This window comes from Sphingomonas agri, from assembly GCF_038148795.1.
In the GTDB taxonomy this organism is placed as follows: Bacteria; Pseudomonadota; Alphaproteobacteria; order Sphingomonadales; family Sphingomonadaceae; genus Sphingomicrobium; species Sphingomicrobium agri.
On record NZ_JBAPEU010000002.1, the window covers coordinates 775,432 to 796,547 of the forward strand.

Annotated in this window: 29 protein-coding genes; 3 read left to right on the forward strand and 26 right to left on the reverse strand. The window is 64.0% G+C overall.

What is annotated here, in order from left to right:
- Positions 1–11: 11 nt before the first annotated feature.
- The 14 genes from rpmC to rpsL all read right to left on the reverse strand — a co-directional run bounded on the left by rpmC (position 12) and on the right by rpsL (position 9,665).
- The gene (gene rpmC / locus V8192_RS10725) at positions 12–218 is read right to left on the reverse strand and encodes a 50S ribosomal protein L29 (RefSeq protein ID WP_341633057.1); all 207 of its coding nucleotides are present in this window, start codon (positions 216–218) and stop codon (positions 12–14) included.
- A gap of 1 nt (position 219) precedes the next feature.
- Positions 220–654, reverse strand: a complete 435-nt coding sequence (gene rplP / locus V8192_RS10730; protein ID WP_341633058.1) for a 50S ribosomal protein L16 — start codon at positions 652–654, stop codon at positions 220–222.
- A 19-nt stretch (positions 655–673) separates the two neighbouring features.
- On the reverse strand, positions 674–1,387 hold the full coding sequence (gene rpsC, locus V8192_RS10735; protein WP_341633059.1) for a 30S ribosomal protein S3: 714 nt from the start codon (positions 1,385–1,387) through the stop codon (positions 674–676).
- A gap of 2 nt (positions 1,388–1,389) precedes the next feature.
- A complete protein-coding gene (rplV, locus tag V8192_RS10740) occupies positions 1,390–1,767 on the reverse strand; it encodes a 50S ribosomal protein L22 (RefSeq protein WP_341633060.1) in 378 nt (125 codons plus the stop codon).
- Positions 1,767–2,042 carry a 30S ribosomal protein S19 gene (rpsS, locus tag V8192_RS10745; RefSeq protein ID WP_341633061.1) on the reverse strand — a complete coding sequence of 92 codons (276 nt, stop codon included), beginning with the start codon at positions 2,040–2,042 and terminating at the stop codon, positions 1,767–1,769. Before rpsS ends, rplV begins: the two co-directional genes overlap by 1 nt.
- A gap of 3 nt (positions 2,043–2,045) precedes the next feature.
- The gene (gene rplB / locus V8192_RS10750; protein WP_341633062.1) at positions 2,046–2,882 is read right to left on the reverse strand and encodes a 50S ribosomal protein L2; all 837 of its coding nucleotides are present in this window, start codon (positions 2,880–2,882) and stop codon (positions 2,046–2,048) included.
- The gene (locus tag V8192_RS10755; RefSeq protein ID WP_341633063.1) at positions 2,882–3,208 is read right to left on the reverse strand and encodes a 50S ribosomal protein L23; all 327 of its coding nucleotides are present in this window, start codon (positions 3,206–3,208) and stop codon (positions 2,882–2,884) included. The genes rplB and V8192_RS10755 overlap by 1 nt, the downstream gene beginning before the upstream one ends.
- Complete coding sequence (rplD, locus tag V8192_RS10760; RefSeq protein WP_341633064.1) at positions 3,201–3,827, reverse strand: 50S ribosomal protein L4; 627 nt, start codon at positions 3,825–3,827, stop codon at positions 3,201–3,203. The genes V8192_RS10755 and rplD overlap by 8 nt, the downstream gene beginning before the upstream one ends.
- 3 nt (positions 3,828–3,830) lie before the next feature.
- Positions 3,831–4,730, reverse strand: a complete 900-nt coding sequence (gene rplC, locus V8192_RS10765; protein WP_341633065.1) for a 50S ribosomal protein L3 — start codon at positions 4,728–4,730, stop codon at positions 3,831–3,833.
- 175 nt (positions 4,731–4,905) lie between these two features.
- Positions 4,906–5,217 carry a 30S ribosomal protein S10 gene (gene rpsJ / locus V8192_RS10770; RefSeq protein WP_028969184.1) on the reverse strand — a complete coding sequence of 104 codons (312 nt, stop codon included), beginning with the start codon at positions 5,215–5,217 and terminating at the stop codon, positions 4,906–4,908.
- Between the two features lie 120 nt (positions 5,218–5,337).
- The gene (gene tuf, locus V8192_RS10775) at positions 5,338–6,528 is read right to left on the reverse strand and encodes an elongation factor Tu (RefSeq protein ID WP_341633066.1); all 1,191 of its coding nucleotides are present in this window, start codon (positions 6,526–6,528) and stop codon (positions 5,338–5,340) included.
- Positions 6,529–6,603: 75 nt separating this feature from the next.
- Entirely contained in the window at positions 6,604–8,697 is a 2,094-nt protein-coding gene (gene fusA, locus V8192_RS10780) for an elongation factor G (protein WP_341633067.1), read from the reverse strand.
- A 66-nt stretch (positions 8,698–8,763) separates the two neighbouring features.
- Entirely contained in the window at positions 8,764–9,234 is a 471-nt protein-coding gene (rpsG, locus tag V8192_RS10785) for a 30S ribosomal protein S7 (protein WP_341633068.1), read from the reverse strand.
- 59 nt (positions 9,235–9,293) lie between these two features.
- Positions 9,294–9,665 (reverse strand): 30S ribosomal protein S12, encoded by a 372-nt coding sequence (gene rpsL, locus V8192_RS10790; RefSeq protein WP_147044308.1) that lies wholly within the window; start codon positions 9,663–9,665, stop codon positions 9,294–9,296.
- Positions 9,666–9,950: 285 nt separating this feature from the next.
- Here rpsL and V8192_RS10795 point away from each other — a divergent pair, with 285 nt between their 5' ends.
- Together V8192_RS10795 and V8192_RS10800 are read left to right on the forward strand one after the other, a co-directional pair.
- Complete coding sequence (locus V8192_RS10795) at positions 9,951–10,523, forward strand: YbhB/YbcL family Raf kinase inhibitor-like protein (RefSeq protein WP_341633069.1); 573 nt, start codon at positions 9,951–9,953, stop codon at positions 10,521–10,523.
- 70 nt (positions 10,524–10,593) lie between these two features.
- Positions 10,594–10,836, forward strand: a complete 243-nt coding sequence (locus tag V8192_RS10800) for a hypothetical protein (protein WP_341633070.1) — start codon at positions 10,594–10,596, stop codon at positions 10,834–10,836.
- 24 nt (positions 10,837–10,860) lie between these two features.
- Here the strand turns inward: V8192_RS10800 and V8192_RS10805 are convergent, their stop codons facing one another.
- The 11 genes from V8192_RS10805 to V8192_RS10855 form a co-directional block, all read right to left on the reverse strand.
- Positions 10,861–11,421, reverse strand: a complete 561-nt coding sequence (locus V8192_RS10805; protein WP_341633071.1) for a hypothetical protein — start codon at positions 11,419–11,421, stop codon at positions 10,861–10,863.
- Positions 11,421–12,158 (reverse strand): sulfotransferase-like domain-containing protein, encoded by a 738-nt coding sequence (locus V8192_RS10810; protein WP_341633072.1) that lies wholly within the window; start codon positions 12,156–12,158, stop codon positions 11,421–11,423. Before V8192_RS10810 ends, V8192_RS10805 begins: the two co-directional genes overlap by 1 nt.
- Positions 12,155–13,189 (reverse strand): aminotransferase class IV, encoded by a 1,035-nt coding sequence (locus V8192_RS10815; protein ID WP_341633073.1) that lies wholly within the window; start codon positions 13,187–13,189, stop codon positions 12,155–12,157. The genes V8192_RS10810 and V8192_RS10815 overlap by 4 nt, the downstream gene beginning before the upstream one ends.
- Positions 13,190–13,323: 134 nt before the next feature.
- Positions 13,324–13,734 carry a cupin domain-containing protein gene (locus V8192_RS10820; RefSeq protein ID WP_341633074.1) on the reverse strand — a complete coding sequence of 137 codons (411 nt, stop codon included), beginning with the start codon at positions 13,732–13,734 and terminating at the stop codon, positions 13,324–13,326.
- A gap of 3 nt (positions 13,735–13,737) precedes the next feature.
- Positions 13,738–14,082: a DUF3140 domain-containing protein gene (locus V8192_RS10825; RefSeq protein WP_341633075.1), complete on the reverse strand. Its 345-nt coding sequence runs from the start codon at positions 14,080–14,082 to the stop codon at positions 13,738–13,740.
- Between the two features lie 11 nt (positions 14,083–14,093).
- Entirely contained in the window at positions 14,094–15,023 is a 930-nt protein-coding gene (locus V8192_RS10830) for a cation diffusion facilitator family transporter (RefSeq protein WP_341633076.1), read from the reverse strand.
- 55 nt (positions 15,024–15,078) lie between these two features.
- Positions 15,079–16,446: a hypothetical protein gene (locus V8192_RS10835; RefSeq protein WP_341633077.1), complete on the reverse strand. Its 1,368-nt coding sequence runs from the start codon at positions 16,444–16,446 to the stop codon at positions 15,079–15,081.
- A 56-nt stretch (positions 16,447–16,502) separates the two neighbouring features.
- Entirely contained in the window at positions 16,503–17,918 is a 1,416-nt protein-coding gene (gene lpdA / locus V8192_RS10840) for a dihydrolipoyl dehydrogenase (RefSeq protein WP_341633078.1), read from the reverse strand.
- Entirely contained in the window at positions 17,911–18,261 is a 351-nt protein-coding gene (locus V8192_RS10845; RefSeq protein WP_341633079.1) for an acyl-CoA thioesterase, read from the reverse strand. The genes lpdA and V8192_RS10845 overlap by 8 nt, the downstream gene beginning before the upstream one ends.
- Positions 18,262–18,290: 29 nt before the next feature.
- Positions 18,291–18,734, reverse strand: a complete 444-nt coding sequence (locus V8192_RS10850) for a hypothetical protein (RefSeq protein WP_341633080.1) — start codon at positions 18,732–18,734, stop codon at positions 18,291–18,293.
- A gap of 10 nt (positions 18,735–18,744) precedes the next feature.
- Positions 18,745–20,088, reverse strand: coding sequence for a pyruvate dehydrogenase complex dihydrolipoamide acetyltransferase (locus V8192_RS10855; protein ID WP_341633081.1), 1,344 nt, complete (start codon positions 20,086–20,088; stop codon positions 18,745–18,747).
- Positions 20,089–20,211: 123 nt separating this feature from the next.
- Here V8192_RS10855 and V8192_RS10860 point away from each other — a divergent pair, with 123 nt between their 5' ends.
- Complete coding sequence (locus tag V8192_RS10860; RefSeq protein ID WP_341633082.1) at positions 20,212–20,679, forward strand: universal stress protein; 468 nt, start codon at positions 20,212–20,214, stop codon at positions 20,677–20,679.
- On the opposite strand, the gene msrC is transcribed toward V8192_RS10860, so the two are convergent.
- Entirely contained in the window at positions 20,676–21,116 is a 441-nt protein-coding gene (gene msrC / locus V8192_RS10865; RefSeq protein WP_341633334.1) for a free L-methionine (R)-S-oxide reductase MsrC, read from the reverse strand. The genes V8192_RS10860 and msrC overlap by 4 nt on opposite strands.

Here is a 21,116-nt window from a genome sequence, read left to right on the forward strand (position 1 = left end):
CGATAGTCTCCTCAGCCCTTCGCCTGCGCGCGGGCGCGTTCGTTCTGCAGCGTCTTGATCCGGGCGATCGTGCGGCGAACTTCGCGCACTCGGCTCGGCTTCTCGAGCTGGTTGGTGGCCGACTGGAAGCGCAGGTTGAACTGCTCGCGCTTCAGATCGCCCAGCTCCTGCTGGAGCTGGTCGTCGGTCTTCTGCTTGAGATCGTCGATCGCAGGCATCTTACTTTTCCTCCGCGGCCAGGCTCTCGCCAAGGCGGGCCACGACCTTCGTCTTGATCGGGAGCTTTTCAGCCGCGCGTTCAAACGCCGTCTTCGCAAGCGAGCCAGGCACCCCGTCGAGCTCGAAGAGAATGCGGCCGGGCTTCACACGGGCGACCCAGAATTCCGGCGCGCCCTTGCCCGAGCCCATGCGGACTTCGGCAGGCTTGGAGCTCACCGGAACGTCCGGGAACACCCGGATCCAGAGACGGCCGGTACGCTTGATGTGCCGGGTGATCGCGCGGCGGGCCGCCTCGATCTGGCGAGCAGTGATCCGTTCCGGCTCCATGGCCTTGAGGCCGAAGGCGCCGAAATTGAGCTCGGTTCCGCCCTTGGCGTTGCCATGGATGCGGCCCTTGAAGGCCTTGCGGAACTTGGTGCGCTTGGGTTGCAACATCTGTTATTTTCCTTCGCGCTTACCGGTTGCCGCGTTCTTCGCGGGCCGGCCGAACGCCGGAGGTCTGGGCCTCCATCATCAGGCGGTCCTGTGCGAGCGGGTCGTGGGCGAAAATCTCGCCCTTGAAGACCCACACCTTGACGCCGCACACGCCATAGGCGGTGTGCGCCTCGGCCTCGGCGTAATCGACGTTGCCGCGCAGCGTGTGCAGCGGAACGCGGCCCTCGCGATACCATTCGGTACGCGCGATCTCGGCACCGCCAAGGCGGCCCGAACAGGTAATCCTGATCCCTTCTGCACCGAGGCGAAGGGCCGACTGCACGGCCCGCTTCATCGCGCGGCGGAAGGCGATCCGGCGCTCGAGCTGGTCGGCGACGCCCTGGGCGACGAGCTTGGCGTCGATCTCCGGCTTGCGGATCTCGACGATGTTGAGGCTCACCTCCGAGCTCGTCATCTTCTGGAGCTCTTTCTTGAGCTTCTCGATGTCGGCGCCCTTCTTGCCGATGATCACGCCCGGACGGGCAGCATAGATGCTGATCCGGCAGATCTTCGCCGGGCGCTCGATCACGACCTTCGAGATCGCGGCCTGGGGGACCTTCTTGAGGATGAACTTACGGATATTGAGATCTTCGAGCAGCAGACGGCCGTAATCCTGGCCTTCCGCAAACCAGCGGCTGTCCCAGGTACGGTTGATTTGCAGGCGAAGCCCGATCGGTGAGGATTTCTGACCCATGATTAAGCTTCTTCCTGCTCGCGAACGACGACCCGGAGACGGCTGAACGGCTTGACGATCCGGCTGGACCGCCCGCGCGCACGGGTCGCGAAGCGCTTCATCGAGATCGACTTGCCGACGCTCGCCTCGGCGACAATGAGCGCATCGACGTCGAGGTTGTGGTTGTTCTCGGCATTGGCGACTGCGGACGCGAGGACCTTGCGCACGTCCTCGGCCATCGCCTTGGGCGAGAACTGGAGGATGCTGAGCGCCTGCTCGACCTTCTTGCCGCGGATCATTCCGGCGACGAGGTTGAGCTTTCGTGCGGAGCCGCGGATCGTGGTCCCGACCGCAAGCGCTTCCTTCTCGCCGACCTTGCGGGGTGCAACTGGCTTGGCCATCAGCGCTTGCCCTTCTTGTCTGAGGCGTGGCCGTGGAAGGTTCGCGTCGGCGCGAACTCACCAAGCTTCATCCCGACCATTTCCTCGTTGACCGAGACGGGGATGAACTTGCGGCCGTTGTAGACATTGAAGGTCAGTCCGACGAACTGAGGCAGGATGGTCGAACGACGTGACCAGGTCCTGATCGGCGCGCGGCCGCCCTTTTCCTGCGCAGCTTCCGCCTTCTTCAGGAGCGAAAGCTCGACGAAAGGACCTTTCCAGATGGAACGGGCCATGGATTAACCCTTCTTCTTCGCGTGACGCGACCGAATGATGAACTTGTCGGTCGACTTGTTGTGACGAGTGCGGGCGCCCTTGGTCGGCTTGCCCCACGGAGTAACCGGATGACGGCCGCCCGAGGTCCGGCCTTCACCACCGCCGTGCGGGTGGTCGACCGGGTTCTTGGCAACGCCGCGGGTGAGCGGCCGCTTGCCGAGCCAGCGGCTGCGGCCTGCCTTGGCTAGGTTGGTGTTCGCATTGTCGGGGTTCGACACTGCGCCGACCGTCGCCATGCAGTCCGAACGGACATAGCGCTGCTCGCCTGAATTCAGCCTGACGATCACCATTCCGCGGTCGCGGCCCACAACCTGCACGTAGGTGCCCGCTGCACGGGCGATCTGACCGCCCTTGCCGGGCTTGAGCTCGACGTTGTGAACGATCGTGCCCACGGGCATTTGGCCGACTTCCATCGCATTGCCGGGCTTAACGTCGACCTTCTTGCCGGCGATCACCTTGTCGCCGGGCGCAAGGCGCTGCGGCGCGAGGATGTAGGCCTGCTCGCCGCCCTCATAGGTGATGAGAGCGATGAACGCGGAGCGGTTCGGGTCATATTCGAGACGCTCGACCGTGGCCTGGACGTCCCAGGTGCGGCGCTTGAAATCGACATAGCGATAGCGCTGCTTGTGACCGCCGGCGATGCCGCGGGAGGTCACATGACCCTTGTTGTTGCGACCGCCGGTCTTGCGCTTGCCTTCGGTCAGCTTCTTGACCGGCTTGCCCTTCCACAGCGCCGACTTGTCGACCAGGATCAGGCCGCGGCGGGCCGGCGAGGTCGGGTTATATTGCTTGAGAGCCATCAGCCCCGCACCCCTTCAGTAATGTCGATCGGATCCTGGCCTTCCACCAGCGTCACGATCGCCTTCTTGAAATCCGAGCGCCGGTAGGGACGGCCTTGCCAGCGCTTCGACTTGCCCTTGGTGACGATCGTGTTCACGTTCGCAACCTTGCGGTTGAAAAGCGCCTCGATCGCAGCCTTGATCTCGGGCTTGGTCGCGCCGGGCGCGACCTTGAACACCACAGAGTTGTTTTCCGAGAGCATCGTCGACTTCTCGGTGATGTGCGGTGCAAGCACGATGTCGTAGTGGCGCGCCTCGGGCGCGGGCTTCTGCGGCTTCTTAGCCATTGAACCGGGCCTCCAGCTTCTCGACGGCTGCGCGGGTCAGGACCAGCGTATCGTGCCGCATGATGTCGTAAACATTGGCCCCCATCGCCGGCAGCAGGTTCACGCTCTCGAGGTTCGATGAGGCGCGGGCGAAACCGACGTTGAGTGCCTCGCCGTCGATGACCAGCGCGGTCTTGCCGAAGCCCAGCTTCTCAAGCTGCGCCTTCAGCGTCTTCGTCTTGCCTTCGGCAACGTCGAGGTTGTCGAGGACGACGAGGTTACCGTCGCGGGCCTTGGACGACAAAGCCATCTTGAGGCCGAGCTGACGGACCTTCTTGTTGAGGCTCGAGGCGAAGATGCGCGCGCGCGGACCGTGCGCCTTGCCGCCGCCGATGAAGATCGGCGCCCTGCGGTCGCCGTGACGGGCGGTGCCGCCGCCCTTCTGACGGCCGAACTTCTTGCCGGTGCGCGCGACATCGCTGCGCTCGCGGGCCGCACGGGCCGGAGCGCGACGGTTGACGAGCTGCCAGGTGACGACGCGGTGAAGGATGTCGGCGCGAGGCTCGACGGCGAAAATCTCGTCGTTGAGCTCGATGTCACCGCCAGCCTTGGCGTCGAGGGTCTGTACCTTGACCTTCATCGCTTAGCCTTCCTTGCTCTCGTCGGGCGAGGGCTTGGCCTCGTCCTTCGGAGCTTCCGTTGCTTCATTTTCGGCGGCTGCCTGGGCCTCGGCCTCGGCAGCAACGCCAGCTTCCTGCTCAGCGGCTATGGCCGCGACTTCCTCGTCGCTCGGCAGCGCCGGGATCTCGTGGACCGCGGCGTCGTCGACCAGGCCAGCGGCCGGCACTTCGACCTCTTCCTGCTTCAGTTCCTCGAGGAGGCCGGCAGGATAAGGAGCGGTGTCGTGGCGCGGAAGCTTGATCGCGTCGCTGACCGTGAGCCAGGCGCCCTTGTGGCCGGGGACGGAGCCCTTGATGAACAGCAGGCCGCGGATCGGGTCCGTGCGGACGACCTCGAGGTTCTGCTGAGTACGGTTGCGGGCGCCCATGTGGCCGGCCATCTTCTTGTTCTTGAAGACGCGGCCCGGATCCTGGCGGTTACCCGTCGAACCGTGCGAGCGGTGAGAAACCGAAACACCGTGAGTTGCGCGCAGACCCCCGAAGCCCCAACGCTTCATGGCCCCCGCGAAGCCCTTGCCCTGCGTCACGCCTGCAACGTCGACGAGCTGGCCTGCGACAAAGTGATCCGCACTGATGTGTGCACCAACATCGAGGAGCGCGTCCTCGGCGACGCGGAACTCGGCGATCCTCGCCTTGGGCTCGACCTCGGCCTTGCCGAAAGCCGCGCGCTGGGGCTTGGCGACGTTCTTCGCCTTCGCCTTGCCGGCGCCGAGCTGGACGGCGGTATAGCCGTCACGATCCATTTCACGGCGGCCGATGACCTGTACGTCGTCCAGCTGCAGAACGGTAACCGGCACATGCCGACCGTCAGCCTGGAACAGGCGGGTCATACCGACCTTCTTCGCGATCACGCCGGTGCGCATGATCAAACTCCTCCACAGAGGCACCCGAACCATTTCGGGTGCTTGCAGCCCATCAAATGTTTGCGTGCCCCGCCTGGGCTAATGCTCCTTGAACAGAGCGGCGGGGACGCAGCCCGGAGCTTGTCTCCGGCGGTATCCACCATTTCTCACCCCTCAAAAGAGGGGCACTGGCCGGTTAAGCCAGCTTGATCTCGACGTCGACGCCGGCGGCGAGGTCGAGCTTCATCAGCGCATCGACCGTCTGCGGCGTCGGCTGCACGATGTCGAGCAGCCTCTTGTAGGTCCTCACCTCGAACTGCTCGCGCGACTTCTTGTCGACGTGCGGCGAACGGTTGACGGTGAACTTCTCGATACGCGTCGGAAGGGGAATCGGACCGCGAATGAGAGCACCCGTGCGACGCGCCGTGTCGGCAATGTCGCCAGTCGCCTGGTCGAGCACTCGATGATCGAACGCCTTCAGGCGAATCCGGATATTCTGCGTTTCCATTTCCCTACCGATGCGAAAGAGCCTGCGAGCCTACCCAACGGGCAGTCCCGCGAACAAAGCCAAACCTCAAAAGCGAGCCGCGCGACCCTGAGATCAGAATCGCGCGGCAGGCGCCCTATATTACTTAGTGATCTCGGCGACAACCCCTGCGCCGACCGTACGGCCACCTTCGCGGATCGCGAAGCGCAGGCCCGGGTCCATGGCGATCGGGGCAATCAGCTTGACGCCCAGATTCACGTTGTCGCCCGGCATCACCATCTCGGTGCCCTCCGGGAGCTGGACCTCGCCAGTGACGTCCGTCGTCCGGAAGTAGAACTGCGGCCGATAGTTGGCGAAGAACGGCGTGTGACGGCCCCCCTCGTCCTTCGAAAGGACATAGACCTCTGCCTTGAAGTCGGTGTGCGGCGTGATCGAGCCGGGCTTGGCCAGAACCTGGCCGCGCTCGACGTCCTCACGACCGATGCCGCGCAGAAGCGCGCCGATGTTGTCGCCCGCCTGGCCCTGGTCGAGCAACTTGCGGAACATCTCGACGCCGGTCACGACCGTCTTCTGGGTGTCGCGGATGCCGACCACTTCGACTTCCTCGCCAACCTTGATGACGCCCGTTTCGACACGGCCGGTCACGACGGTGCCGCGGCCGGAGATCGAGAACACGTCTTCGATCGGCATCAGGAACGGCTTGTCGAGCGGACGCTCGGGGGTCGGGATCCAGTCATCGACCGCGTCCATGAGCTTCAGGATCGCGTCGTGGCCGATTTCCTTGTTGCTGTCCTCGAGGGCCGCAAGGGCCGAACCCGAGACGATCGGAATGTTGTCGCCGTCGAAATCGCGCTTGGAAAGCTCTTCGCGGATCTCGAGCTCGACGAGCTCCAGCAGCTCCGGATCGTCGACCTGGTCGACCTTGTTGAGGAACACGACCATCGTCGGAACGCCGACCTGCTTGGCGAGCAGGATGTGCTCCTTGGTCTGCGGCATCGGACCGTCGGCGGCCGACACGACCAGGATCGCGCCGTCCATCTGGGCAGCGCCGGTGATCATGTTCTTCACATAGTCCGCGTGGCCCGGGCAGTCGACGTGCGCATAGTGGCGCTTGTCGGTCTCATATTCGACGTGCGCCGTCGAAATGGTGATACCGCGCTCGCGCTCCTCGGGCGCCTTGTCGATGTTTGCATAGTCGGTGAACTCGGCCTTGCCCGACTCGGCAAGAACCTTGGTGATCGCCGCCGTGAGGGACGTCTTGCCATGGTCGACGTGACCGATGGTGCCAATGTTCACGTGCGGCTTATTCCGCTCGAATTTAGCCTTCGCCATTTTACGCCTCTTCTATTTAAAGGAATTCGGGCGGCCGCCCTCATCGCGGACGCGCCCATAACTACTATTTTGCGCTTACGCTAGCTTCGCCTTCACCTCGTCGGCGACGTTCTGCGGCACCTCGTCATAATGCGAGAACTGCATGGTGTACTGGGCGCGTCCCTGCGTAAACGAACGCAGCTGGTTGACGTAGCCGAACATGTTCGCGAGCGGCACCATCGCCTCGACCACCTGCGCATTGCCACGGCTGTCGGTACCCTGGATCTGGCCGCGCCGGCTGTTGATGTCGCCGATGACGTCGCCGAGATAATCCTCCGGCGTCACCACCTCGACCTTCATGATCGGCTCGAGGATCTTGATTCCGGCCTTCTGCGCAGCTTCGCGCATCGCGCCGCGCCCAGTGATCTCGAACGCCAATGCCGAAGAGTCGACGTCATGGTACTTGCCGTCGATCAGGTGGACCGAGAAGTCGACGATCGGGAAGCCGATGAGCGAACCCGTCTCGGCCGTCTCCCGCATGCCCTTCTCCACCGACGGGATGTACTCGCGCGGGATGTTGCCGCCCTTGATCTCGTCGAGGAACTGGAAGCCCGAGCCACGCTCGCCGGGAACCACCTTCACCTTCACTTCGCCGAACTGACCGGAGCCGCCCGACTGCTTCTTGTGGGTGTATGTAAGCTCGATCGGCTTCGCGAGATATTCGCGGTAGGCGACCTGCGGCGCGCCGACATTGGCCTCGACCTTGAACTCGCGCTTCATGCGGTCGACGAGGATCTCGAGGTGAAGCTCGCCCATCCCCTTGATGATGGTCTGGCCCGATTCATGGTCGGTCGTGACGCGGAAGCTCGGATCCTCGGCGGCCAGGCGGTTGAGGGCGATGCCCATTTTCTCCTGGTCGGCCTTCGTCTTGGGCTCGACGGCCACTTCGATGACGGGATCCGGGAACTCCATCCGCTCGAGGATGATGGGCTTGGCCGGATCGCACAACGTGTCGCCGGTCGTCGTTTCCTTAAGGCCCGCGATGGCGACGATGTCGCCGGCATAAGCGGTCTCGATGTCTTCCCGGTTGTTCGCATGCATGAGCAGCATGCGCCCGATCTTTTCCTTCTTGTCCTTGACCGAGTTGCTGACCGTGCCCTTCTCGAGCTTGCCCGAGTAGATGCGCGCGAAGGTCAGCGTACCGACGAACGGGTCGTTCATGATCTTGAACGCCAGCGCGGAGAACGGCGCCGTGTCCGACGCCTCGCGGGTATCGGCTGCATCGGTGTCCGGATTGACGCCCTCGACCGGCGGAATGTCGAGCGGGCTCGGGAGATAATCCACCACTGCGTCGAGCAGGGGCTGGACACCCTTGTTCTTGAACGCCGAGCCGCAGAGCACCGGCACGAACGAGAAGTTGAGCGTGCCCTTGCGGATCAGCCTCTTCAGGGTCGCGACATCGGGCTCGTTGCCTTCGAGATAGGCCACCATCACGTCATCGTCCTGCTCGACTGCAGTCTCGATGAGTTCCTGGCGCGCAGCCTCGGCCGCGCCTTTCAGGTCGTCGGGAATGTCCTGATATTCGAACTTGGCGCCGAGGCTCTCCTCGAGCCAGATGATCGCCCGGTTCTCGACCAGGTCAACGAGGCCCTTGAAGCTGCTCTCAAGACCTATCGGGAGGTAAAGCACGAGCGGACGCGCACCGAGACGGTCCTTGATCATGCCGACGCACATGTCGAAATTCGCGCCGGTGCGGTCGAGCTTGTTGACGAAGCACATGCGCGGAACATTGTACTTTTCGGCCTGCCGCCAGACCGTCTCCGACTGCGGCTCGACGCCGGCGACGCCGTCGAAACAGGCTACCGCACCGTCGAGCACGCGAAGCGAGCGCTCGACCTCGATGGTGAAGTCGACGTGTCCCGGCGTGTCGATGATGTTGATGCGGTGCTCTTCGCCCTTGCCGTCGCCAGCACGCCAGAAACAGGTCGTCGCGGCGGACGTGATCGTGATCCCCCGCTCCTGCTCTTGCTCCATCCAGTCCATGGTCGCGGTGCCCTCGTGGACCTCGCCGATCTTGTAGGACTTGCCGGTGTAATAGAGGATGCGCTCGGTGGTCGTCGTCTTGCCGGCGTCGATGTGTGCCATGATGCCGATGTTGCGATAGCGCTCGAGCGGATGGCTGCGGGCCATTTTCGTGTCTTCCTTAGCGATTTGGGGAGCGGGTTTGCCCGGTCCCCACCAATATAGGTACGGTTCTTACCAGCGGTAGTGGCTGAACGCGCGGTTCGCTTCCGCCATGCGGTGCGTGTCCTCGCGCTTCTTGACGGCGTTGCCGCGGTTCTGCGCCGCGTCCATCAGCTCGCCCGAAAGCCTGCCCGACATGGTCTTCTCGGAACGGGCGCGAGCGGCGCCGATCAGCCACCTGATGGCAAGTGCCTGGGCACGCTCGGGACGAACCTCGACCGGAACCTGATAGGTCGCACCGCCGACGCGGCGGGAGCGGACCTCGATGCCGGGCTTCACATTGTTGAGCGCATCATGGAAGACGCCGAGCGGCTCGCGCTTCAGGCGGGTTTCGACATTGTCGAGCGCGCCGTAGACGATGCCCTCGGCAACCGACTTCTTGCCGTCGAGCATGACCGAATTCATGAACTTCGACAGGACCAGGTCCCCGAACTTGGGATCAGGGAGGATTTCGCGCTTTTCTGGGCGACGACGACGAGACATTGGATGTTTCCTTTCTCTTCAGCCGGTTCCGGAACCTGTCCGGGGCTTACTCTCGTGAATTACTTGGGACGCTTGGCGCCGTACTTCGAGCGGGACTGCTTGCGATCCTTGACGCCCTGCGTGTCGAGGACACCGCGAAGGACGTGGTAGCGGACGCCCGGAAGGTCGCGGACGCGCCCGCCGCGGATTAGGACAACGCTGTGCTCCTGGAGGTTGTGGCCCTCGCCCGGAATGTAGCTGATCACCTCGCGCTGGTTGGTGAGCCGCACCTTCGCCACCTTGCGAAGCGCCGAGTTCGGCTTCTTCGGAGTAGTCGTGTAGACACGGGTGCAGACGCCGCGCTTCTGCGGATTCTGCTCCATCGCAGGGACCTTGGACTTGGCCTTTTGCGGCTCGCGACCCTTGCGGATCAGCTGGTTAATCGTTGGCATGAAGCCCTTCACCTTGATGTTTGCGGGAAGTCCCCGCGGGTTACTTTGCTCAACAGAAAAAGCGCGGAGCCAAAGCAGCCTTACGGGCCGCCCGGCGACGCGCATGTTGAGCAATGTTCAGCTCTTGCCCGGCGCCAGCTGAATCAAAGCCATGAATCGAGAGGACGCTCGGACGGGCGGGCACATAGCGGGCGAGGGGTGAAGGGTCAACCGCGCCCCGGTGCAAAGGAACGCTTGGCGCGTACTGCTCGTTCGTGTGGGGCTTCCTTTGAAGGGAGGCACGACATGACCCTTAGCATTTCGAGGCTCGGCCCCTCTCTCGCGCTTGCGCTTCTGGCAAGCTGCGGTGCCGACAGCCGGTCGGGCCCCCAAACCAACGGAGGTGCAACCGTGGAGAACGCAGCGCTCGCCAAACTCAGCCTCACGAGCGACGCCTTCCGGGAAGGTCAGCCCATCCCGGCCCAGTATACCTGCGACGGAGCCGACCAGAGGCCCGCCCTGCACTGGGGGGAGCCGCCGGAAGGCACGAAAAGCTTCGCGCTCGTGATCGACGACCCGGATGCTCCGAGCGGCACGTTCCGCCACTGGGGAGTGTTCGACATCCCCGCATCGGCCCGCTCGCTCGGCGCGGAAGGCAAGGTCGGTACCGAAGTCGCCAATGATTTCGGCAAACCTGGCTATGGCGGCCCCTGCCCACCCAAGGGCCACGGCCCGCACCACTATCATTTCCGGCTCTTCGCGCTCGACGTGCCTCGACTGGAGGTGGCGCCCGGCGCCAAAGTCGCCGACGTCGAGCGGGCGGCGGAAAAGCACGCGATCGCCCAGGGCGAACTGATCGGCACCTACGAGCGAAAGTAGGCCGACCTCGCAACTCCTGCTAAACTGCCAAAGCGGAGGGGATGTCCGCCTGGCCTTGAAGGAGAGCGACATGACGTACAAAGACCTCATCATCCCCTTGAGCGTGATGGTGGCTGCATTGCCCCTGCACCCGGCTGCCTCTCAGCCAGGCGCTCCGTCCGGAACGCCTCAGACCAGATATTGCCTGCGCGTGGATCCGGAGACGGGGAGCCGCATCGAGACCATCCAGTGCCGCACCCGCGAGGAATGGGCCGATCTCGATGTCGACGTCGACCAGGAGTGGGCGGCGAACGGCGTCAGGGTGATCGCCTAGCACAGGCGTCCGCGTCAGCTGCCTTCAAAGATGTGCGAAGAGCAGCGCCACGTATGAGAGGGAGCCGGCGACCGCAGTGACTGCAAGAGCCAGCTGAATTCTCTTCCCGCTGAACGCGATGCCCGCGCCGGCAATGGCGGCGAGCACCAGGTGGAATGTCAGGTTGAGCGGCGATGGAAGGCGGTGCTCGAGCACCGCTTCCTTGAGGATGCTGCTTGCAAGCATCGCCACCAGGAAGGCGAAGAACGCTTTCCGATGCCGCTCGAAGTGGCCGGAAAGGTCAAGACGTTCCTCCGCGGGGACGTCCGGAAGCACCAGGGCCGAGAGCATGTAGAGAAGGCCCATCTGGAGCAGGATTACCGCGAAATCGAGGAAGTCCCATTCGCCGCGCTTGGTCAGGCCGAAGCTCGCCCACCAGGCCTGGGCCGCGAACAGCAATACGAGCCCTCTCCAGATGAGGGCCGCGGGATCGGAATGGATCCTTCCTCGGGCTAGCAGGAGTGCCCGATAGCCCTGGAGGACCTGGGCGATCGCGAGCCCCAGGATGATGGAGATGAGGACCGAGAGATAACCGAATGCGTCCATCAGCCTAGCCTGGGCAGGATGCGGTGTTCTGCGAGGCGGTCGTAAAAGGGACGGCAGCGATCGGCGAGCCGGCGGGCATCGTCGGGGAGGTCGACCGGGCCCCGCTCCGGCTGCCCGAACCCCGTGCTGGTCTCGACGGCCCCGTACCAATGCGGCGCCCAGGCCCCGTCAGTCGACCGCCTTCCCGCGGCCCAGGCCAGCATTGCCTTGTCCCACGGAATGCCGAGCGCATCGCAAAGCGACCTGAGCACGCCTTCAGGGTCTGAAAGCACGTCATTTGCGTCAATCACGGGCGGCGAATGACCAAGCCGATCCGCCTCGCGCTCGAAGAACTGCGCCTGGCGGTCCATCCCAAAGTTCTCGAAGGCGGCCGCTTCGCGCTTGCGCAGATACGAGGCGATCATCCGCTCGGGCTCGCGGATCAGGAACGCGTGCCTGAACCCTTCGAAATCCTCGTGACCGACCGGGCCGACCATGTGGTGCCACATGTGCTTCTGATACCAGAATTGCGCGCCGCCCGGCGCCTCGCTTCGAAGCGCCTCCATGACGCTTCCCCAGTCGCAGTCCATCGCTGCGATGGTCTCTTCCCGCATGGGATGGCTGGCGCCGGTCGTCTTCAGGAAGCAGCCGTAGAAAGGCTCATCCGAAACGAACGTGTCCGGCCGGTTTCCGAAGCTGCGCATCATCGCGGTGGAAAGGTTACGGGGCCCCGACCACATCGCAATGCGGATCGTCACGGCCGAACTTGCTCGGCAGCGTCGCGCTCGATCCGCTGCGCGTAAAGGCCCTGAAGGCGCTCGACTACCGGACCACGGCACCCAAGCGTTCGACCATCGACCTCCCTTACGGACACGATGCCGGCAAATGTCCCGGTGACGAATGCCTCGTCCGCGCCATAGACGTCGGTCAGCGAGAAATCCTTTTCGATGGCCGGGATGCCAGCGTCGCGGGCGATCTCGAGTGCAAGACCGCGAGTGATGCCGCCGAGGCAATATTTGCCGCTCGACGTCCAAACCTCGCCCTTGCGGACGATGAAGAAATGCGTCGAATTGCAGGTTGCAACAAAGCCGAGCGGATCGAGCATCAATCCTTCGTCTGCACCGGCCTGGGTCGCCTGGATCGAGGCGAGAATGCAGTTGAGCTTGGAATGCGAGTTGATCTTCTGGTCCTGGACCGCGGGATCGCCGCGGCGGACATGGACCGTGAACAACTTGAGGCCGCGCTCGAAGACGTCGGGGTCAGGTTTCTTGTACTCGGCGATGATCACCACGGTTGCCGGAGTGACCACGACGCGTGGGTCCTGGTATGGCGTCGAGCGCACGCCGCGGGTCACCATCAGGCGGACGTGGACGCCCTCGGTCATGTGATTGGCATCAAGCGTGTCGTACAGGCGCTTGGAAAGACCCTCGCGGCTGATGCCGATGTCCATGGCGAGCGCTTTTGCACCCTCGAACAGCCGGTCGAGATGGCGGTCGAGAAAGGAGAGTTTGCCGCGGTGAACCCGCAGCCCTTCCCAGACGCCATCACCAAGCATGAACCCGCTGTCGAACACCGAGACGACTGCCTCGGCACGCGGCTTCAGCTCGCCGTTGACATTGATCAGGACCGAGGCGTTCCGCGGGTCGGAAACATCATGCATCGACTTCGCCATGGCGCGACCGTGCAGCGCGGACGCGGGCTTGGCAACTAGCTGGAATGCCGTCCGGCGAGCGCGGCGGCGCGGCGTGGAGCCCATCGGCGAGATATCGCGCCAGCGCCCGATCGGCATCGAAATCCTGCACCGGGGACCTCAGATCCCATGTCAACGCCCCGCCACTTCCTGCGGCCGGCATTATCACTCCCGCCTTGGCCCACCGCATCTCTTCAGCGCGGTGACCAGGGCGGAAGGGGCAGCAAAATTGGCTAGGCGCCCTGTTCGGTGACCCCGCCGTCCCATTCCTCGTGTGGATGGCGCCTGTCGGCCTCGGCCTTGGTCGACTGGACGATACCGTCCAGGTGCTCGGGCGGTCCGTAGATTGTATAAAGGCGCAGCGCAGCGCTCCCGGTGTTCCGGACGTTGTGCCGAGCGCCCGCCGGCACGATCACCGCGGAATCGTCCTCGACGTGATTGGGAACTCCGTCGATGTCGACGACGCCGTTTCCTTCCTCGATCCGGAAGAACTGGTCGCGGTCTTCATGCACCTCCTCGCCGATCTCGTCGCCCGGCTGAAGAGTCATCGCGACCAGCTGCAGATGATGTCCGGTGTAGAGGACACGGCGGAAATCCTCATTCTCAAGGGTCCGCTTCTCGATGTTGTCGCAATAGCCCTTCATGCGTCATTCTCCTTTGAGTGGGTCATGCCCCCAGTTCATCAGGCTGTAACGCCAGCGGGACGTGTAGATGTTCGCGGGCTGCTGGGCCAAGTGACGGCGGATGAAGCCAACGACCTTGCGCATGTGCAGGAGATCGTCGTCGCTGAGCTCGGCCTCCTCCTTGCGCAGGATCCGGACAATGAGCCGACCGCTCGCGTGCCCGACACTTTCAGGCCGGTCCCCCTTGGTGCCCTTCCATCCGACCTTCCGGCTTTCGCTCGTCGCAAGCCATTGCTCGAGCTCGGCCGCGCTCATGTTCACGGATCCGAGAAAATCCCGCCGAACTCTGGTCCGATCAGCCTCGCTCATCACGGGCAAGCTCAATACCCCGGCTGCTCGGCAGCGCCCTGCATGGGTCTTACGAACAAGCGCCTGACGGCGGGCCATCTCTCCCGCGCCTCGACTTCGACGCGGCATACGATGCGCTCTACTTCGCCGGCAGGCAGATCGTCCTGGAAGTCGACGTTCATCATGACGGTGATCTGGTCGGGCGAGCTGTGGACGGTAAGCACATGCCCGACCCCGACCACTCCTGACTGGCTGCCTGCCAGCCGACGCAGATTGTCGACCAGGACGGGATCTGCAGCCTCGCCGATCAGCAGGCCCTTCGATTCATAGGCGAGCAGGATCGCGGTAAATCCGAGGATGACCCCGATGATGATCGATGCAGCCCCATCAAAGAAGGGATCTCCCGTTATCTGCGAGGCGACGAGGCCAACCGCTGCCGCGATGATGCCCGCCATGGCGGCACCGTTCTCGAGAAGAACGATGAAGGCCGGCGGGTCCTTGGACTGGCGGACCGCCTGGAACCAGCCGAGGTCGCCCTTGGCATTGCTGAAGTCGCGATAGGCTTCCACCGTCGACCAGCCCTCCAGCAGGAAGGCGACGAGGAGGACTGCATAGGCAATTCCAGGCGAGACCGCCGGCTCTGGTGTGAGGATGTGCAGAATACCTTCGTACACTGACACGCCCGCTCCGAGCGAGAAGACCAGAACGGCGACGACGAAGCTCCAGAAATACAGTTCGCGCCCGTAGCCGAAGGGATGGATCTTGTCGGGCGGCTTCTTTGCAGCCCGTCGTCCCCACATCAAAAGTAGCTGATTGGTTGAATCGACGACGCTATGCACACCCTCGGTAAGCATTGCCGAGGAACCGGTAACGGCCGCCGCGAGAAACTTTGAGGCGGCGATCCCAAGATTTGCGGCAAGCGCGACGACGAGCGTTCGCGTGCTGGTCGTGTGGGCGCTCAACCGTTCGTTCCCCCGGGGCCTTCGTTCATGGCGTCCCTAGCCGCCCCGCTCGGCTTCATCCAGTGGCGGCATCGATCATGCCCTGGTAGCTGTCGGGAGCGCGAGGAAGCGAGGAACGGGCGATGACACCGCCCGCGATGACGACGATCACAAGGACGGCCCCGATGATCCATTGACGGCGCGGTGCCCGAAGATCGTCGCCAAGAAAGATCAGCGCGAGCGGCGCGGCGAGCATCGGCCATAGATGATAGCGAAGATCCGAGGCGATGCTGACGATGAGAAAGCTCGCTTCCAGGGTGAGACCCGAAACGATGAAGGCAAGGGCAAGGCCGCCCGCTGGCTCAGAGCGCCTGCGCCAGGCAATTGGAAGCAGGCAAAGGCTCACCACAGTCCAGACGACCGGCCAGCCCAGCGGACTTGCGGCCTCGACGGCGGCGACGTCCTGCCAGCCTGCGGCAAGGGCGCTCGGCGGCGTCTCCAGGCCAAGATCGTTCGGCTCCGCCTCGATTGGCGGCGCCGCATCGGGGAGCCCGGGCTGGACCAGCCAGCGCTCGGTCGCGTTCCAGTGTTGAAGCCGGTGGCTCGCATATGCGAGCGGGTGGGCAGCGACGCCGGCGGCAAGAGCCCGATAGAGGTCGCTCTCGGGCGCGGCCATCAGCCGGCCCGTTGCTGCCGAGCAGGCCGTCGGATCGCCAAGCGGATCCCAGAAGAATGCCTTAACGCAGTGAAGTCTCCCGATCTGCTCACGCTCGGCGTTCGTGAAGACGCTGGGGGAAGCCGGCGAGGAGACTGCGATCGCGGCGAGGTCAAAGATCGGCTGGGTCTTTGCGACCTCGCTCCTGGCAGAGCCCAGAAGTCGGTGGTCGATGAGCGGAGTTGCAGCAAGAACCGCCACGACGGCGATAACCGCAGCGAGGCCCCGAACGGCGATGGATAAAGGTCGCCGCAGGAGGAGGGCGGCGAGTGGCGCAGTGGCGAACACGGCATTTGCGCGAACCAAGGTCGCATAGCCAATGAGCAAAACCATCACTGCGGCGGTACCCAACGGGATATTGCGATCCTGTAGCCGGTAATGCGCGGCAATGCCGATGGCTGCGACGAGCGCGCCCAGCATCTGCGCGTCCTTGAGCACAACCATCTGCCATCCAAGAAGGAGCGGAGAGAGGCCGAGGGCAGCAGCCGCGATGGCGGATTTTGGACGCGCTGTTCGCGCGAGCGCGGCAACGAGGAGGCCGAACCCGAGCGCGTAGAGCGCAGTCTGGAGAGCGAACATGGGGGCCCCCTGGGGCGCAAGCGGGCGCAGGAGCTGCCACAGGCGGACCATGACCGGCGGGTGCCAGTCGTCCACCTCGTTGCTTAGAACCTGCCCATATTGTGCGACGGTGTCGTACATGGGCACGCCCGGCCAGAAGCAGGCCGTCACGGCCGCGATCAGCAGTGCCGCAGCGCCGCCGGCAACCCAAGCCCTGGCGGGCCCAGTCAGATGTGAATCACGCGCCCGAACGCGGCGAGCACGCTCTCATGCATCATTTCGGAAAGGGTCGGATGCGGGAACACCGTCTGGATGAAATCATCTTCGACCAGTTCCGCTGTCTTGCCGACCGTATAGCCCTGGATGAGCTCGGTGACCTCGGCGCCGATCATGTGAGCGCCCAGCAGCTCGCCTGTTTTCGCGTCGAATACGGTTTTCACGAACCCGTCGACCTCTCCCAGCGCAATTGCCTTGCCATTGCCGATCGCCGGAAACTTGCCGACCTTGACCTCGTAACCCGCTTCCTTAGCCTTCGCCTCGGTGAGGCCGACAGAAGCGACCTGGGGGCGGCAATAGGTACAGCCAGGGATGTTCCTGGGATCGGTCGGATGCGGATGAACGCCCTTGTTGCCGAGCTCCTGCGCGATGGCTTCGACGGCCGTCACGCCTTCGTGGCTGGCCTTGTGCGCGAGCCAGGGCGGAGCGGTTATATCGCCAATCGCCCAGATCCCGGGCACGTTCGTCCGGCCGTAGGCGTCGGTGTCCACGTGGCCCTTGGTCGTTTTCACCCCCAGCTGCTCAAGGCCGATATTTTCGGTGTTGGGAAGGATGCCGACCGCGACGATACAATGGCTGAAACGCTGTTCGGAGGTCTTTCCGTCACTCGTCTTGATCTTCGCTGCGACGCCCTTTGCATCGGTCGTGATGCTCTCGACGCCGGCGCTTGTGAGGATTGTAAGACCCTGCTTCTGGAGGCTCTTGGCGAGCTGGGCGCTGACCTCCGCGTCTTCGACGGGAACGAGGCGGTCCAGCATTTCAACCACGGTGACCCTGGCCCCAAGGTCGGCAAAGAAGCTCGCAAACTCGATCCCGATCGCACCTGAGCCGATGACCAACAGCTCGGTCGGCATCTCCGAGGGGGTCATCGCATGCCGATAGGTCCAGATCCGCTTCCCGTCGGCCTTCGCGAAAGGCAGGTCACGAGCGCGGGCGCCGGTCGCAAGAATGATGTGTCTTGCGGCCAGCTCGGTCTCTTTGCCGTCGGGACCTCTTACCGACATCTTGCCCTTTCCGGTCACCTTCCCCTCGCCCATCAGGACGGTGATCTTGTTCTTCTTCATCAGGTGGGCGACGCCCTGGTTGAGCTGCTTTGCAACGGCCCGGCTTCGAGCGACGACCTTGCCGAGGTCGAACGAGGGTTTCTCATTGCTGAGGCCGTATGCATCGGCGTGCTGGAGATAATGGTAGACCTCGGCAGTGCGCAGGAGCGCCTTCGTCGGAATGCAGCCCCAGTTAAGGCAGATGCCGCCCAGGTTCTCGCGCTCGACGATCGCCGTTTTCAACCCGAGCTGCGCCGCGCGGATGGCGGCGACATAGCCTCCGGGTCCGGACCCAAGCACGATCACGTCATATTGGTCAGCCATTGTTTTCCTCTTCCGCCGCGATCGATCGCGGCTGGTTCCTGTCGTCGAGCGCGACGAAGGTGAACTCGCCCTCCGCCACGAGGGTTTCATTTTCACCGTCCCGCTGGCGGGCGATCGCTTCGGCTTTCAGCCGAACGGACGTGCGCCCCTGTTTCAGCAGGTCGACATAGACGCTGAGCTCGTCCCCGACGGCCATTGCGCCGGGAAACCTGATGGCGTCGGCAGCAACAAGGATCGCCTTACCCCTCGTTCGGCGCGAGGCGAACGAACCGCAGGCCAGGCCCATCTGGCCCAGCAGCCAGCCGCCGAACACGCCCCCATAAGGGTTCGTGTCTGCTGGCATGGCGGTGACACGGATGAGCGGAGTACGGGTCAAGTCGGGGAGACTTTGGTGGACGTTCTAAGGTCGGCGAAATAGCACTCCTCGTTCGCGTAAGTGCAGTTCATCGCCAGAACCACTTCGCCCGACGGCATCAGTACCGGCGCCGTTCCCTCGAGGCCGTGGTTGACGCCCTCGATCGTGATCGGGAGCACGCCCCGGTCGGGGCTCACGATCCAGCCGAGAACGAGTACCCGCTCGAGCGACATCCGATCATGTTCGTCGAGCACTTCCTGGAGCACATAGGTGTCGGGTGCGGCCGGAAACGAGTGGGCGTCGGCCTCGTTGAGACGCGCAATCTCGCCTGGAGCAAGCTGTTCGACGGTCCCGTCCTTAAGACGCCCATGTTCGGTCAATTGCCCGGCGTCGTGGGTCGACCACAGCCGATCGACGACAGCCAGTGGGAGGAGTTCGCCCCGCGCTGTTCTCACGAACATGAAGAACCTCCTACGCGAGCATTCCCAGGGGATTTTCGACCAGCTCCTTGAACGCTTTCATCAGCTTTGCGCCGTCGGCGCCGTCGATCGCCCGGTGGTCGAAGCTGCCCGTTGCGCTCATCACGGTCGCGATTTGCAGGCTCTCGTTGATGACGTAGGGCCGCTTCTCGCCGGCACCGATCGCCATGATCATCCCCTGCGGCGGATTGATGACGGCTTCGAACTGCTTGATACCGAACATCCCCATGTTCGATATCGAGGCGGTTCCGCCCTGATATTCCTGCGGCTGGAGTTTGCCGTCGCGGGCCCGCTCAGCGAGATCCTTCATTTCGGCCGAGATCGCCGAAACGCTCTTCGTCTCGGCCGCGACGATGATCGGCGTAATGAGCCCTGCAGGGATCGACACGGCGACCGAGATGTCCGCGCGATTATATTTGAGCATCTGGTCGCCCGCGAAAGCGACGTTGCATTCGGGAACGGCGATGAGCGACTGCGCAAGCGCCTTGATGAGGAGGTCGTTGACGCTGAGCTTGATGTTGCGGGCGGCAAGGCCCGCGTTCAGCTCGCCGCGAAGCTTGAGCAACGCGTCGAGCTGGATATCGACGGTCAGGTAGATGTGAGGGACCTGCTGCTTCGCCTCGGTCAGGCGGCGCGCGATAGTCTTCCGGATGTTCGACAGCTTGACCGTCTCGTGCGGGATCGCCTGCTCGATGGGTCCAGGCATGACGAGATGCGTCGCAGGCGCGGCCTGCGGCGCGGGAGCACGGGCTGGGGCGGCCGCGGGGGCGCTCCCCGCAGCGGCATCGACGTCGGCTCGAACGATCCGGCCGCCAGGACCACTCCCCTGGATTGTGGAAAGGTCGAGCTTCTGTGCCTGCGCAAGGCGCCGGGCGAGCGGCGAAGCCTTGACGCGCTCACCTTCGCCACCGGCTGCCGGCGCGGCCTCGCTCGTGGGTCCAGGTGCCGATGGAGCCGGCTCCCTCGTCGCCGATGCCGGGGCAGGAGCAGTCCTTGGAGTAGCATCCGCCTTTGGTTCGGGCGCTGACTTGGGCGGAGCCGCTGCTGCGGTGTCCGGCTTGGGAGCCCCCGCCGCGGCCTTCGCCGCATCTTCCCCCTCGCCCGCAAGAATGGCGATGGGCGCACCGACCTTCACGCCCTCGCTTCCCTCGGGGACGAGGATCTTGGCAATCTTGCCTTCGTCGACCGCCTCGAACTCCATTGTCGCCTTGTCGGTCTCGATCTCGGCGAGGATGTCGCCCGACTTGACCTCGTCGCCCTCTTTCACGAGCCACTTGGCAAGGGTCCCCTCCTCCATGGTCGGGGAAAGGGCGGGCATCTTGAGTTCGATTGGCATGAGGACCTGTCCTGAAAGACTCGCGCGCTCAAAGCCAATGCGGCGGGCGTGGTCAAGTCCGCGCCGAATACCCTAGTCACCCGCTTGCACTTATTCACGGTTTAACGCAGCACTCGCGATTGCATGGGGGAAAGCCAGCGCACCTACCTCGTCGTGGTCGACGATAGCGCGGAGTCGCGGGTCGCGTTGCGCTTTGCAGCGCGCCGCGCTGCAAAGACCGGCGGGCGCATCGAAGTCCTCGGGATCGTCGAGCCCCAGGACTTCGTACAGTTCGGCGGCGTACAGGCGGCGATCGAGGAAGAGCAGCGGCTGAGGATCGAGGGTGTGGTGAGTTCCGCGATCGGCGAAATTCTCGACGAATCGGGCATCGATGCGCAGATCATCATCCGCCAGGGCGAGGCGGTGCGTAGTGTCCGTGATTTCATCGGGGAACGCGAGGAGGTCGCAGCGCTCGTCCTGGGTGCGGCGCCGAGCGGAACGCCGGGACCGCTCGTCGCGGACTTTGCAGGACATGATGCCGGGCTGCTGCCCTGCCCCGTCATGATCATCCCGGGAAGCCTCAGCGACGACCGGCTGGAGCAGCTCTCCTAGAGAACGCGGGCGAGAATCTCCGCAAGTCTTACGCAGCCCGCTTCGTCTTCGCTGGTGAACCGTCCCCTGTTCGGACTGTCGAGATCGAGCACGGCGAGAAGTTCGCCCTCACGCACGATCGGCACGACAATCTCGCTGTTCGAGGCGGAATCGCAGGCGATGTGTCCCGGAAAAGCGTTGACGTCTTCGACCCGCTGGACCTGCAGCGTCGCGGCCGCAGCACCGCAGACGCCTTCACCGAACTTGATCCTGATGCAGGCAGGCCTACCCTGGAACGGGCCAAGGACGAGTTCGCCGCCGATATTGCGGTAGAAGCCCGCCCAGTTGAGGTCGGGCAAGGTTTCGAAAACCAGCGCCGCCGCATTTGCCATGTTGGCGACCGGGTCGGGCTCGCCGGCAACGAGGCCCTCGAGCGCAGATGCAAGGTCGCGGTACAT

What these genes read in the sequence shown, in the direction of transcription:
- rpmC (WP_341633057.1), bottom strand. Translation starts at nt 218, where the DNA reads ATGCCTGCGATCGACGATCTCAAGCAGAAGACCGACGACCAGCTCCAG.
- rplP (WP_341633058.1), bottom strand. Translation starts at nt 654, where the DNA reads ATGTTGCAACCCAAGCGCACCAAGTTCCGCAAGGCCTTCAAGGGCCGC.
- rpsC (WP_341633059.1), bottom strand. Translation starts at nt 1,387, where the DNA reads ATGGGTCAGAAATCCTCACCGATCGGGCTTCGCCTGCAAATCAACCGT.
- rplV (WP_341633060.1), bottom strand. Translation starts at nt 1,767, where the DNA reads ATGGCCAAGCCAGTTGCACCCCGCAAGGTCGGCGAGAAGGAAGCGCTT.
- rpsS (WP_341633061.1), bottom strand. Translation starts at nt 2,042, where the DNA reads ATGGCCCGTTCCATCTGGAAAGGTCCTTTCGTCGAGCTTTCGCTCCTG.
- rplB (WP_341633062.1), bottom strand. Translation starts at nt 2,882, where the DNA reads ATGGCTCTCAAGCAATATAACCCGACCTCGCCGGCCCGCCGCGGCCTG.
- V8192_RS10755 (WP_341633063.1), bottom strand. Translation starts at nt 3,208, where the DNA reads ATGGCTAAGAAGCCGCAGAAGCCCGCGCCCGAGGCGCGCCACTACGAC.
- rplD (WP_341633064.1), bottom strand. Translation starts at nt 3,827, where the DNA reads ATGAAGGTCAAGGTACAGACCCTCGACGCCAAGGCTGGCGGTGACATC.
- rplC (WP_341633065.1), bottom strand. Translation starts at nt 4,730, where the DNA reads ATGCGCACCGGCGTGATCGCGAAGAAGGTCGGTATGACCCGCCTGTTC.
- rpsJ (WP_028969184.1), bottom strand. Translation starts at nt 5,217, where the DNA reads ATGGAAACGCAGAATATCCGGATTCGCCTGAAGGCGTTCGATCATCGA.
- tuf (WP_341633066.1), bottom strand. Translation starts at nt 6,528, where the DNA reads ATGGCGAAGGCTAAATTCGAGCGGAATAAGCCGCACGTGAACATTGGC.
- fusA (WP_341633067.1), bottom strand. Translation starts at nt 8,697, where the DNA reads ATGGCCCGCAGCCATCCGCTCGAGCGCTATCGCAACATCGGCATCATG.
- rpsG (WP_341633068.1), bottom strand. Translation starts at nt 9,234, where the DNA reads ATGTCTCGTCGTCGTCGCCCAGAAAAGCGCGAAATCCTCCCTGATCCC.
- rpsL (WP_147044308.1), bottom strand. Translation starts at nt 9,665, where the DNA reads ATGCCAACGATTAACCAGCTGATCCGCAAGGGTCGCGAGCCGCAAAAG.
- V8192_RS10795 (WP_341633069.1), top strand. Translation starts at nt 9,951, where the DNA reads ATGACCCTTAGCATTTCGAGGCTCGGCCCCTCTCTCGCGCTTGCGCTT.
- V8192_RS10800 (WP_341633070.1), top strand. Translation starts at nt 10,594, where the DNA reads ATGACGTACAAAGACCTCATCATCCCCTTGAGCGTGATGGTGGCTGCA.
- V8192_RS10805 (WP_341633071.1), bottom strand. Translation starts at nt 11,421, where the DNA reads ATGGACGCATTCGGTTATCTCTCGGTCCTCATCTCCATCATCCTGGGG.
- V8192_RS10815 (WP_341633073.1), bottom strand. Translation starts at nt 13,189, where the DNA reads ATGCCGATCGGGCGCTGGCGCGATATCTCGCCGATGGGCTCCACGCCG.
- V8192_RS10820 (WP_341633074.1), bottom strand. Translation starts at nt 13,734, where the DNA reads ATGAAGGGCTATTGCGACAACATCGAGAAGCGGACCCTTGAGAATGAG.
- V8192_RS10825 (WP_341633075.1), bottom strand. Translation starts at nt 14,082, where the DNA reads ATGAGCGAGGCTGATCGGACCAGAGTTCGGCGGGATTTTCTCGGATCC.
- lpdA (WP_341633078.1), bottom strand. Translation starts at nt 17,918, where the DNA reads ATGGCTGACCAATATGACGTGATCGTGCTTGGGTCCGGACCCGGAGGC.
- V8192_RS10845 (WP_341633079.1), bottom strand. Translation starts at nt 18,261, where the DNA reads ATGCCAGCAGACACGAACCCTTATGGGGGCGTGTTCGGCGGCTGGCTG.
- V8192_RS10850 (WP_341633080.1), bottom strand. Translation starts at nt 18,734, where the DNA reads ATGTTCGTGAGAACAGCGCGGGGCGAACTCCTCCCACTGGCTGTCGTC.
- V8192_RS10855 (WP_341633081.1), bottom strand. Translation starts at nt 20,088, where the DNA reads ATGCCAATCGAACTCAAGATGCCCGCCCTTTCCCCGACCATGGAGGAG.
- V8192_RS10860 (WP_341633082.1), top strand. Translation starts at nt 20,212, where the DNA reads ATGGGGGAAAGCCAGCGCACCTACCTCGTCGTGGTCGACGATAGCGCG.
- msrC (WP_341633334.1), bottom strand. Translation starts at nt 21,116, where the DNA reads ATGTACCGCGACCTTGCATCTGCGCTCGAGGGCCTCGTTGCCGGCGAG.